Here is a 12,218-nt window from a genome sequence, read left to right as displayed (position 1 = left end):
ATAGGTAGCGTCAATAGGTGGCTGTCGGCATTATGATTGAACGTCTACAAATATCCAACCTACGCAACCTGACGCACGTCAATCTACATGCAACAGCTTGCAACGTCATTATCGGTGCCAATGGCAGCGGTAAAACCTCATTACTTGAAGCCATATTTCTGCTATCAAGAGGAAAAAGCTTTCGTCATCACCAGCCAAAACGCTATATTCAGCACCATCAAAATACAGCGACTGTATACGCTAGACTCAATAATAGTAGTACCTTAGCTATCCAGAAACAAGCTGACGCGACCACAATTCTACGTCTGAATCAAACCACTGTCTATAACCAAAGCATCTTAACTGAGCAGCTACCAACGCTACTGATAGATCCATCGACGATGGATATGTTAGAGCAGGGTAGTGCTAGTCGTCGCCAGCTGCTAGATTGGCTAGTGTTTCACATGAAACAAGGTTTCCACCCGCAATGGCTCGCCTATCAGCGTCTATTAAAACAGCGCAATAGTTTGCTAAAAAAGACACGTCATTTGACCCAAGTGCAGTTCACTGAACTAAAATCGTGGGACAAAGGACTTAGTAATCATGCGGCACTGATTCATCATTATCGCGAACGCATATTCGCAGAATGGCAGCCTTATTTTGCTGAAAGTATCGCGCAGTTATTACCCGCTTATGCGGAGCAATTGAGCCTTAGCTATAATGCTGGTTACGATACTACTGTTGCGCTGGATATACAGCTTAACGAGCGCTTAGAACAGGATTTGCAACTGGGATATACTCGTATCGGTAATCACCGTGCTGATGTTCATGTGCATTGGCGTTCTAATGACTCGGCAGCGTCGAATAACGAACTCTCAGATACAATGCATGAAGCGGACACTAACCTCAAAGTACCTGTTATAAAAGAGCAGGCAGCCAATGTGTTGTCGCGTGGTGAAAAAAAGCTATTAATCACAGCACTGCGTTTATCGCAACTGCCATTACTGCTAAATACCCAAAAAACTAATGACCTATCAAATGATAGTGCTCAGGTGACACCAGTGGTATTGCTAGATGATATTACTGCAGAGCTTGATTATAGGGCGATAGATATTCTATTGTCGACGTTAGCGCAGCTGCCATGTCAGGTATTTATGACCAGTTTGACCGACGATATTTTGCCTTTGGTGCATCAATATTGGTCAAAACCCAGTACGTTTCATGTGAAACAAGGTCAAATCTTTAGTCCTTAATTATTTCCTTTATATTATTTCCTTTCTCCACGGGCTTTCATATCGATACTTATCTACCTGTCGTTTCGTAATGATATAGGCTATTTTTTCGAGCTGGTTTTATAGGCATAAAACGCTCAGTAAACAGTGACTTAGAGGCAAAAAAATGCTAAAATGGGGCTTTATTTTTGTCCTGTTCTCAGCAAGTTGTTTGATGACGTTATATAGGTATTTTCCAATGCCTGTAAATTTCTAAGTATTTGATAAATAAATGTTTTATTTGCTCTCTTGGTTTTTATAATGTTTAAAAAAAGAAGCCGATGTTAGAGAGAAAAAGCGCGGACTTGAAACTCTTTTTAAGTCGCTATCAACACTCAAGAATTTTTAGCTAATCGTGTTTTAGCTGGTAATGCTTATCAAAGGTTTTGACTATAAAAATTAAGTCTAAAATAACGTTATGAGGCGTCATCGTAGTGGTGCGCTAATAACAAACGGCTGATTATGGCTAGATTAAGGAATGCACATGAGTGATTCATTACCTACCGACCACGAGAAACTGACGTCAGACAGCATTGCTGAAACTACGGCACCAGCGGTGGTTCCTGAAAGTTTACCTTCTGATTATAGCTCCAAAGATATTCGTGTATTGCGCGGGTTAGAAGCGGTACGCGTACGCCCTGGTATGTACATCGGTGATACGGATGATGGTACAGGCTTACATCATATGGTCTTTGAGGTGGTGGATAACTCTATCGATGAGGCTCTGGCGGGTCATTGTGATCAAATCGATATCATTATCCACGAAGACGAATCTGTGAGCGTCATGGATAATGGTCGCGGCGTGCCTGTCGATATCCATCCAGAAGAGGGTGTATCTGCGGCGCAGGTCATTATGACTGTCTTGCATGCAGGCGGTAAGTTCGATGATAACAGCTATAAAGTATCAGGCGGCTTACATGGTGTTGGTGTCTCGGTCGTTAACGCCCTATCGAAAAAGCTTGAAATGAACATCTGGCGTGAAGGTTATCACTACCATCAAACCTATACTGATGGGGTGCCTGATGCGGACATTCAGCAGATGGAACCAACCGACAAAACTGGTACGCAAATTCGCTTTTATCCAAGTAGCGATGTGTTTACTGGCACCATCTTTGAGTACGATATTTTAGCGAAGCGTTTGCGTGAGCTATCATTTTTGAACTCGGGCGTACGCATTGTTTTAACGGATGAGCGTATTGATAAGCGTCATGAGTTTGAACACAAAGGCGGCTTGTCAGAATTTGTCAGCTATATCAATGCTGGTAAAGATGGCATCAATGAAGTCTTTCATTTTGTGAGTGAGCAAGATGATGGTATCAGTGTCGAAGTGGCGTTACAGTGGACAGATACTTATAACGAAAAAGTGTTTTGTTTCACCAACAATATTCCCCAAAGGGATGGTGGTACGCATCTATCTGGCTTTCGTTCAGCGTTGACGCGTTGTTTGAATACCTATATGGATCGCGAGAATCTCTTTAAAAAAGAGAAGGTCGTTGCTACTGGTGATGATGCGCGTGAAGGTCTAACCGCTATCGTATCCGTTAAAGTTCCAGATCCTAAGTTTTCGAGTCAAACCAAAGATAAACTGGTATCAAGTGAAGTGAAATCTGCTGTCGAATCAGCAATGCATGATAAGTTTAATGATTATCTGCAAGAGAATCCAAGCGCTGGTAAGGCTATTGCTGGCAAAATAATTGATGCCGCTCGTGCTCGTGATGCCGCTCGTAAAGCCCGTGAGATGACGCGTCGTAAAACCACGTTAGATATCGCTGGTCTGCCTGGTAAGTTGGCAGATTGCCAAGAAAAAGATCCGGCATTGTCAGAACTTTACATTGTGGAGGGTGACTCTGCAGGTGGTTCAGCAAAACAAGGTCGTAGCCGCAAAACCCAAGCGATTTTGCCATTGAAAGGTAAAATCCTAAATGTAGAGCGCGCACGCTTTGACAAAATGCTGTCTTCTGCTGAGGTTGGTAACTTGATTACTGCGCTTGGTTGCGGCATTGGTCCAGACGAATATAATCCAGATAAAGTACGTTATCATAAAATCATCATTATGACCGATGCGGACGTTGATGGATCACATATTCGTACCCTGTTGCTGACTTTCTTCTTCCGTCAAACGCCTGAGTTGATCGAACGTGGTTATATTTATATCGCCCAACCACCGCTTTATAAAGTGAAAAAAGGTCGTCAAGAGCTGTACCTAAAAGACGACGAAGCACTCAAAGCGTACTTATTGTCTTCAACGATTGATAATACTAAGCTGCATATCAGTGCGGATGCTCCTGCTATTACTGGTCAAGCGCTAGAAACGCTACTAAATGATTATAACCAAACGCAGCTTATCAAAGCCCGTTTGCAGATTCGTTTCCCAGCGGTGTTATTGGATGCGCTGACGCATACGCCGAAGCTTAGCACTGATATGACTTATGATTTGCCTGCGATGCAAGCTTGGCAAGAGGCGATGCAAGCTCAGCTTGAGCACTTCGGTAGTGACTTGAGTCCGGAGATTGAACTGGTCAATATCCATGCGCCGCAGCCTAAAAATATGGATGCTGCTGCTGCTGATTTATTGGGTATGAAGCCTGTCATTGAAGTTGAAGGCGCGGAAAATGTTGACGCTGAAGCTCCAGTAGCAAAAGCACAGTGGCTACCGCGTATTACGGTGTATGTGCACCAGTTAGCTCATCATTATCTGCTAGATGCTAGCTTTATCAATTCCGGCGAGTACAGCAAGTTGCTGCGTTTGTCTGCTGAATGGAATACCTTGCTTGCAGAAGATGCCTTTATCCGCCGTGAAGCAACGACTGGTACGACCAAAGATATCCCTGTACGCGACTTTGATTACCTCTGGCAGCAGATGATGCTTGATGCGCGTCGTGGTCTAGCAATTCAGCGCTATAAAGGGCTGGGTGAAATGAACGCAGATCAGCTCTGGGATACCACGATGGATCCTGAAAACCGTCGTATGTTACGTGTGACGATTGAAGACGCGATTGCGGCGGATCATATGTTTACCTGCTTGATGGGTGATCATGTTGAACCGCGTCGTATCTTTATCGAAGAGAATGCGTTAACAGTCTCTAACCTAGATATTTAAATAGCATAATATTGTGACTCACTAAAAAACCACCGCTTTGGCAGTCAAGGCGGTGGTTTTTTAATGTTAGAATTGTTTCACGTGAAACTTGGTTTACGAATTGCTTTAGATAATGGATATAGAAATGATCGAAGTTTTTTTACTTGCGATAGCCTTGGCGATGGATGCATTTGCGGTCGCGATTGGGTTAGGGGCTAAGTCGCAAAAGCACTCATCTGCTTATGTGCTGCGTTTAGCGGTTTATGCAGCACTGTATTTTGGTATTGCGCAGGGTGTGATGCCGCTGATAGGTTATCTATTGGGTGCAGTATTGCTAGGCTGGTTGGCGACTGCTGCACCGTGGATTGGTGGTGGGATTCTTATTATGCTTGGCGCTAAGATGTTATATGAAGCATTTAATGGTGAGATTGAAGCGGTATTAGCAGACAGTTTCGATGAAAATATACAAGAAAAAATCAATCATCGTATGATGTTTACATTGGCTATCGCTACCAGTATTGATGCGATGGCAGCAGGCTTTACTTTAAACTTACTGGCACTTAATGCGTGGTTAGCCTGTTTAATCATCGCTATTGTCACCGCTGTATTTGGCTTTTTTGGTATCTATTTAGGTAAGCATTCAGGTACGTGGCTCGAGGATAAAGCTGAGATACTTGGTGGATTAGTATTGATAGCCATTGGCATAAAGGTGATGTTTATTCGTTAATAAGCATCATTATTTGAATTGATTCTCTACAATAAAAAGCACCCCTTTGATGATCAAAGGGGTGCTTTTTTAATAAAGACTTTGTTTCACGTGAAACAATAACTATTTTATATTAACTACTATTTACTCTTCGTCAGTATCAAAACGCCATGCGAGTATACGCGTGCTTTTTTGACCTTGGCTCATCTCAATGATGCGCATTTGGGCAACACCAAGTTGTTTTAATAGCAATTGCATAGGCTTCACGTTTTCTGATTTTGAGACTAAACTTGTGAACCAGCCAACATGCTCAGCAAAGTCTTGACTCTCTTTTGCCATCTTAGTCAAAAAGGCAATCTCACCGCCCTCAGACCACAGCTCTTTATGCTGACCACCAAAGTTTAGGTTTTGTGCTGCATTACCAGACTTGGTTGAGCTACGGCTAATTTGTGCGTTCTCATTCTTACCGCGATGTCGTTGTAAATTATGCTGCTTACGACTATTGGCTTCCATCGCTTCTTCTAATGAGGCATGGAATGGCGGGTTGCAAACCACCACATCAAAGTAATCTTGGCGACCGATGATATTTTTAAAAATAAATTTAGGTTCGGTCTGTAGTTTGACTTTAACCGCACTTTTTAGCTTTGGATTGGTCTCACAAATAAGCGCGGCGGTATTGACCGAAATAGGGTCAATGTCTGAGGCGGTAAATCGCCAACCGTAGCTTTGGCTACCAATAATCGGATAAATCGCGCTGGCACCAGTGCCAATATCGAGGGCGTGGATTTCTTTGCCAGTCGGCGGGGTATTTTCTTTATTAACATGCGTCGTTTGCGCGAGTAAATCGGCAATATAATGAATATAATCGGCACGTCCCGGAATCGGTGGACATAGATAACCTTCCGGAATATCCCAAAATTTCACACCATAATAATTTGCTAGTAGTGCCTGATTAAGTACGCGCACGGCGGCACTGTCTGAGAAGTTAATCGTCGACTCGCCTTTAGGATTGGTAATGGTGTGCTTAGCAAGCTCAGGCAAAGCGCGAGTCAATACTTCAAAGTCATAACGACCTTGGTGCGGATTGCGCGGATGTAGCTGCCCTAATTTTTTAGCAGTTTCAGGCGATCTGTTTCGGTGATTATTGGCGGTCGGGCGACGGTTCATAGGCTTACTGGTCATAGTATCAGGCTTTGATGTTTGAATATAATGCACCATTTTAGCAGATTTCATGAGTCACTAGCGTCTTATCGGCTACGTAAAATCAGATTTAATCCCAATATTATCATCGCTGTACCTAATACGCGGTCGATCCAATGTTCAAAACGCTGAAAGCGACGATGAATGGCAGGAATAGACAGTAACATCACCACGGTACTAAACCATGCCATCTGCAAGACCATCATCCATACGCCATAAATAGCCAGTTGCCAAAGCGGTATATCGGGTGATAGTACGAGGGTAAATATCGCCACGAAATATACTGGTGCTTTTGGGTTAAACACATTGCAAAAAAAGCCACGCCGTAGGATGGAAGCGGTTGAGTCTGTATCAGTAGGCAGTTTTTTATTAGAAATGGCTTTATCAGAAAGTTCGGTATGATTGGTAGAAGTCGTTTGCTTAATAAGCATATCTTGTGAAACGTGAACACCTGAATCTATTAGCTCTACTGGATTTGCTAATTCTGATATTTTTTCCGGTTTGGCTTGAATACCTTGCCATCCTAGATAAATAAGATAACTACCGCCCAACCATTTAATAGCAGTGAGTAGTGGCTGCGAATGGGCAATCAGTGTTGCTAGTCCTAGCACCGAATAAATGATGTGTACGGCAAGACCCAAGGTAATACCAAAGCTACAAATCAAACCGGTGCGCCTCCCTTTTGCCAAGGTTTGCTGCGAGACTAATACAAAATCAGGACCCGGAGAGGCGGCAGCGAGTAGATGGACGCTGGTGATAAGCAAAAAACCGTGCCAAAATTCCATAAAATGCTCTGAGTCATGTCTTGAGTTGGATAATAGTTGCACATTAGCGTAAATGAGGTCAACTGATATTGGTACCAGCTATTGAGGCTCATGCTAAAACGATGCTTGCGTTGCACGTAGCGTATGTCTATATTGAAAGTAAGTTACATGATTTTTAGCAGTGTTAATTCGCCATAGGACAAACCATAAAACGATCGCTCTAATAAGGATAAAAACATGACTACGGAAAGTAATAATAGTAATTCCACTAGCAGTGACACTCGCATTACCTATGACGTCCAAGATTACATCTGTTTGATCGGGCTCAATCGCGCGGATAAACGCAATGCCTTTGATAGCCATATGATTAAGCAACTCTCTGAGGCACTCACTCAATACGAAAATGATGCCAATCTTCGCTGTGCGCTGATATTCGCCCATGGAGAGCATTTTACCGCTGGGCTTGATTTGATGGAGCTACAAGATAAATGGGATAAAGGCGCATTTGAATTCGATGAAACCCAAATAGATCCATGGGGAATCGGTGGCAAACTGCGCACTAAACCAGTCGTCGTCGCAGTACAAGGCACTTGCTTTACCGCTGGGATTGAGTTGATGCTCAATAGTGATGTCGTTATCGCTAGTGATAACTGCAACTTTGCGCAAATGGAAGTTCAGCGCGGTATTATGCCGTTTGGTGGTGCGACTGTACGCTTTGTAGCAGCAGCTGGCTGGCAAAAAGCCATGCCGTATCTATTAACAGGTAAAAACTTTGACGCGCAAACGGCTGATAGATTGAATTTGGTCAGCGAAGTGGTGGCAAATGGAGAAGAATACGAGCGCGCGCTAACTATCGCTAAAGAGATTTGCAAAGCTGCACCGCTTGGCGTACAAGGATTACTATCCTCAGCACAAGAGGCCAGTCGCAATGGCGCAAAAGTAGCATTAGCTAATATTCATGGTTATCTGCCACATTTGTTTCATTCAGAAGATGCCAAAGAGGGTGCGATGGCGATGGTTGAGAGACGGGAAGCTGAGTTTGTGGGACGGTAAAAAACAAACTAAAGTTAATTAAGTATATTTTCAGCAGATATATGTATGGTAAAGTTAGGTGTTTACCATACACAAAGTGGATATAAAGGGATGTCAAAACTAAAAAATAACGCTATTGCCTCTGTACAAGGTATTACTTACCAGAACTTAGTTGCTTTAGAAAAATGCTTAGAGTTGACAGAGGATCAAACACTCTATATAGAGATTTGGGGTGATGTGACTATTGAAGATGATTCACAAGTTGAAGTCAAACACGAAAAAGGTAGTTTAAATAATCTTAGTCAAAGCTTCTGGAAAACTGTAAGCAATTGGTTAGACAATGATAAGTTTAAATCATATTCTGAACTTATATTACTTACTACTCAAAAATTAAATGAAAATAGTTTATTTAAAGGTTTCAATGAGAAATGCGTCGAATCGAAGATAAAAGTGTTGGAAAAAATACAGAATGATTACTCAACTCAGACAGTTAAGAGCGATACGACTTTAGGTTACCTTACAACAGTAATGTCAGCTAGTAAAAGAGACAATCTAAGGATCGTTTTAGAAAAGTTCAGCCTGATTACTGAAGCGCCTAGCTATACTGAAATACATGAAAGGTTATGTCAAACTCACGCTAGCTTCCTGTCTGATGGAAAGGATAAGAGTTATATAAAGGTGCTAACAGGTTATGTGCATAATCAGATAGCTCAATCTAATGGTGAAATAAAGTATGAAGAGTTTACTGAGGAAAAGAGAAGAATCAGTCAACAACTAATTTCCAAAGTTTTATCGTTTCCAGCTACTTATGTAAGTTATCAACCAAGTGAGGAAGAAGAAGCAAAAGCATTGGAATTACCGTTCGTTAAAAAAATATATGATATTGAATATGATGATGAGATTAGTATAGAAGCTATTGAACACTTTTATAGACAAAGAAAAACTGTGTCGGAAGAAATGCAGGGGTATGAAAATAGAGATTATAGAAGTTATGAAGATAACTTGAGAAACCAACATAAAGCAGAGTATAGACTATCGTCTTTGGATACCAAAATAGAAACACAGATCAAAGATTCTAAAAGATTTTATTTGAAGTTTTTAGCTACTCCTGCGTCTCCTTTTCAAAACTATAATGATACCCCCGTATTCTTTAGAAATGGATATTTACATGAATTGATTAATGAAAATGATGACATGATATGGAAACTAAAGGTAGATGATCAATGACTAAGCTTACTGATAGCCTATATGTTATCCACAATAACCCTTTCATTATGGCTCCACTATTCACTAATTTTTTTGATTCCGTGACAGAGTCCGAAAATAACTACTTATTTTGTTATTTATTACTTCCATTAGTTCTTAATGTAGATAGGAGAGATTTTTTAAATAAGAGTACTGTTAGAAGCTCTGTACATACTTTCAAAAACAAACAGAATCTCCTGATAGGTCTTGCAGATGACGTTCAGTACTATAAGGAAATAACCCATCACAGCATACAACACGCAATAGATAGTGATTGGATAGTTATTAATGAAAACTTGTCTGTTACGGTTGATGAAAACCCTAAAAATATACAAAGCAACTTAATCAAGTCCTACAGCGCATCCCAGAAAATGTATCATATTTTAGGGGACTTGGATGTACTTACTATATATAGATTACTTGGGATTAAAAGTGTATGAAAGCGCATGTTATCTCTATAGGGATGGTCGATAAAATCGATAAAGTACATTATGTTGAGTTTGGGTTAGGAGTAAATATAATTACTGGTAAGTCTTCAACAGGTAAAAGTGCCATTTTAGAGATTTTTGATTATTGTATGGGGAGTTCAGAAAATAATATCCCACACGGAAAAATTACACAGCATGGAACGTGGTTTTTCACCATATTATCATTAAACTTAAAATACTTAGTTGTTGCAAGGAATCTTGTCGATGATAGCCGTTACATCAATGAAGTGTCAGTAGCTCCAAACCCTAAAGATATTGATAGTAGTTACTTTAAGGAAGATTATCAAATACGAGATAAAAAAAAGTTTAATCCAGAATTAGGTAGATATTTCAATTTAACTATAGATGATATAGAGGAAGACCTAGAAGATAGAGAATACCGAAAAAATAATGCTAGAAAAGGAAGACCTTCTATACGTAACATTATGCCTTTCTTGTTGCAGCATCAAAACCTGATAGCCAATAAGCATGCTATATTTTATAGATTTGATGAGAACAAAAAAAGAGAAGATACTATTGACCAATTCAAAATTTTTGTTGGATTCGTCAAGGGTGAATACTTCAGTTTGAAACAACAACTATCTAATTTAATTAGAGAAAAAAAAGCAATTGAAAGACTGATAACGAAAAATGAATCGGAAGAGTCTATACGTATAGCTAGAATAAAATCAATTTTAGATGTCTATTTTGCAACTACAAACACTCCTTTGTTTCTGGAGCAGAAGGCAACCGCTGAATATATATATCAAAATCATAAGCGTTATTTAAGGTTCATAGCTGACAAAAATTTCAATACAAATAATGATACTGTTACTGATGGAACTAACGATAACTCATTAGTAGATTTCAATACTCTTTTAGATAGTAGAGTTGATTTGGAAGCTAAAAAAAGAACTCTTCTACACAAAGCTTTAGATGTTGAACGAACAATTAACTATACAGAAACAGTATTTATACCGTCAGCAAGTAAATCTAGTGACGCATTTAGTTCAACAATCTATTCTAATTCACAATGTTACTTTTGCAGCCATGATAATAATAACAATTACAAAACAGCTAACAAATTGAATAATGCTCTAGTTTGGCTTAATACTGAATTATCAAAGACGAATTATCAAATTGATTCATTTAGACATACTAAAGCTGAGTTAGACTCAGAAATTAAAGAAATTGATGGCAAGCTCAAGAAAGTGAAAAAAGAAATAGCTGAAATTAGATCTATCGAAGAGAAGTTGAAAAACAAAGAAGATCTTGATAATCAAGCTAGTAGATACGTAGGTAGATTAGAGGAGTATTTGGAAAGTCTTGATAGTTTGAGTGATCTTAATGATAAAAATTATGACAATATTATCAAAGATATAGAAGACATTGAATCTCAATTAAAAGAAGAGTTTAACGTAGATAGTAAAATAAGAACAGCTGAAACGTATATCAATAAGCAAATGAATAAGATAGGCGAAAAATTCGACTTTGAAGAAGATTATAAACCTATCAACTTAAAGTTCTCGTTATCAAACTTTGATCTTTACTACAAGACAGACGATGATAAGAAAATATACTTACGCTCTATGGGTAGTGGCGCGAATTGGCTATATAGCCATCTTTCATTATTTCTAGCATTGCATAGATACTTTTGTAAGATAGGCGATAAATCAGTTATACCTCCTATTTTATTTATTGATCAACCTACTCAAGTATATTTTCCCACAAATATAGAGGACAACTCAAACGAGTTTGATGCTCAAGATCTTGTTGAAAAAAGGGGTAAGCCTGAAAGTCTTGATGCTGATATGAAATCTGTAAAAAATATTTTCGAGCAGTTGGTACAATTTTGTAAAGATACTAAAGATTTAACAGGTATAGAACCGCAAATTATTATCACTGATCATGCTGATGGACTAACTTTAGATAATGTTACTTTCGATGATTTAGTTGTAGCAAGATGGCGAGATCGTGGATTTATTTATCCTTTACCTAATGAGAGTGTTAATATTAAATCTGACGATATCAGTAAAGAACAGATGCCCATTGGTATCAAAGGTGAACAGCTTAATTTTCTAGACCCACCTACTAGTTGAAAGTTATATAAGTTCTAATTTCTATTTGACCTTCGCTACAAAGGCGCGTTTTAGCCCTGACATGAGAGCCGTAAAAAATTGCACCGCAATTTTATGCTTGCAAGAAAAACTCTCTTAAATGAGAGTTTCTTAAGGCTATCCTGCTGGAATAGGCGTGTTGCGAAGGCTAGGTTTTGGGGCAGTATCGTGACCAAACAGGAATGACCCAAACCGTAGCCACAGAAAATCATAGATTTTCTCTTGCGTCAGGTCAGGGCGAAGCAGTACTTCGCTTGATCCATCCTCACACCTAGATAAGCAGATAATAGCGAATGGCAGGATTGGCTCCCCTTATTACTGCAACGGTTTCACCTTCTAATCCGCAAATTCTAAACTA

9 protein-coding genes are annotated in these 12,218 nt (G+C 39.7%); 7 read left to right on the top strand and 2 right to left on the bottom strand.

Annotation, left to right across the window (positions count from 1 at the left end):
* The first annotated feature begins 32 nt into the window (after positions 1 to 32).
* The 3 genes from recF to ACT3S4_RS09930 all read left to right on the top strand — a co-directional run bounded on the left by recF (position 33) and on the right by ACT3S4_RS09930 (position 5,056).
* A complete protein-coding gene (gene recF / locus ACT3S4_RS09940) occupies positions 33 to 1,232 on the top strand; it encodes a DNA replication/repair protein RecF (protein WP_444760980.1) in 1,200 nt (399 codons plus the stop codon).
* A gap of 502 nt (positions 1,233 to 1,734) precedes the next feature.
* Positions 1,735 to 4,350 (top strand): DNA topoisomerase (ATP-hydrolyzing) subunit B, encoded by a 2,616-nt coding sequence (gene gyrB / locus ACT3S4_RS09935; protein WP_444760979.1) that lies wholly within the window; start codon positions 1,735 to 1,737, stop codon positions 4,348 to 4,350.
* 124 nt (positions 4,351 to 4,474) lie between these two features.
* Entirely contained in the window at positions 4,475 to 5,056 is a 582-nt protein-coding gene (locus ACT3S4_RS09930; RefSeq protein ID WP_444760978.1) for a manganese efflux pump MntP, read from the top strand.
* A gap of 123 nt (positions 5,057 to 5,179) precedes the next feature.
* Here the strand turns inward: ACT3S4_RS09930 and rlmF are convergent, their stop codons facing one another.
* Together rlmF and ACT3S4_RS09920 are read right to left on the bottom strand one after the other, a co-directional pair.
* Entirely contained in the window at positions 5,180 to 6,217 is a 1,038-nt protein-coding gene (gene rlmF, locus ACT3S4_RS09925; RefSeq protein WP_444761002.1) for a 23S rRNA (adenine(1618)-N(6))-methyltransferase RlmF, read from the bottom strand.
* 65 nt (positions 6,218 to 6,282) lie between these two features.
* Positions 6,283 to 7,020 carry a LysE family translocator gene (locus ACT3S4_RS09920; RefSeq protein ID WP_109592286.1) on the bottom strand — a complete coding sequence of 246 codons (738 nt, stop codon included), beginning with the start codon at positions 7,018 to 7,020 and terminating at the stop codon, positions 6,283 to 6,285.
* Between the two features lie 216 nt (positions 7,021 to 7,236).
* Here ACT3S4_RS09920 and ACT3S4_RS09915 point away from each other — a divergent pair, with 216 nt between their 5' ends.
* Genes ACT3S4_RS09915 through ACT3S4_RS09900 form a run of 4 tightly spaced genes read left to right on the top strand, consistent with a single transcriptional unit; the run spans position 7,237 to position 11,842 of the window.
* Positions 7,237 to 8,052, top strand: a complete 816-nt coding sequence (locus ACT3S4_RS09915; RefSeq protein WP_109592288.1) for a crotonase/enoyl-CoA hydratase family protein — start codon at positions 7,237 to 7,239, stop codon at positions 8,050 to 8,052.
* Positions 8,053 to 8,097: 45 nt separating this feature from the next.
* The gene (locus tag ACT3S4_RS09910; RefSeq protein WP_109592290.1) at positions 8,098 to 9,258 is read left to right on the top strand and encodes a hypothetical protein; all 1,161 of its coding nucleotides are present in this window, start codon (positions 8,098 to 8,100) and stop codon (positions 9,256 to 9,258) included.
* Positions 9,255 to 9,716, top strand: coding sequence for a three component ABC system middle component (locus tag ACT3S4_RS09905; protein ID WP_227676087.1), 462 nt, complete (start codon positions 9,255 to 9,257; stop codon positions 9,714 to 9,716). The genes ACT3S4_RS09910 and ACT3S4_RS09905 overlap by 4 nt, the downstream gene beginning before the upstream one ends.
* Positions 9,713 to 11,842 carry a DUF3732 domain-containing protein gene (locus tag ACT3S4_RS09900; RefSeq protein WP_444760977.1) on the top strand — a complete coding sequence of 710 codons (2,130 nt, stop codon included), beginning with the start codon at positions 9,713 to 9,715 and terminating at the stop codon, positions 11,840 to 11,842. The genes ACT3S4_RS09905 and ACT3S4_RS09900 overlap by 4 nt, the downstream gene beginning before the upstream one ends.
* Positions 11,843 to 12,218: the final 376 nt, after the last annotated feature.

The organism is Psychrobacter sp. AOP30-A2-5, from assembly GCF_052378115.1.
GTDB lineage: Bacteria > Pseudomonadota > Gammaproteobacteria > Pseudomonadales > Moraxellaceae > Psychrobacter.
Note: the sequence above shows the minus strand (reverse complement) of the source record. Positions and strands in the feature narration are given on the sequence as shown.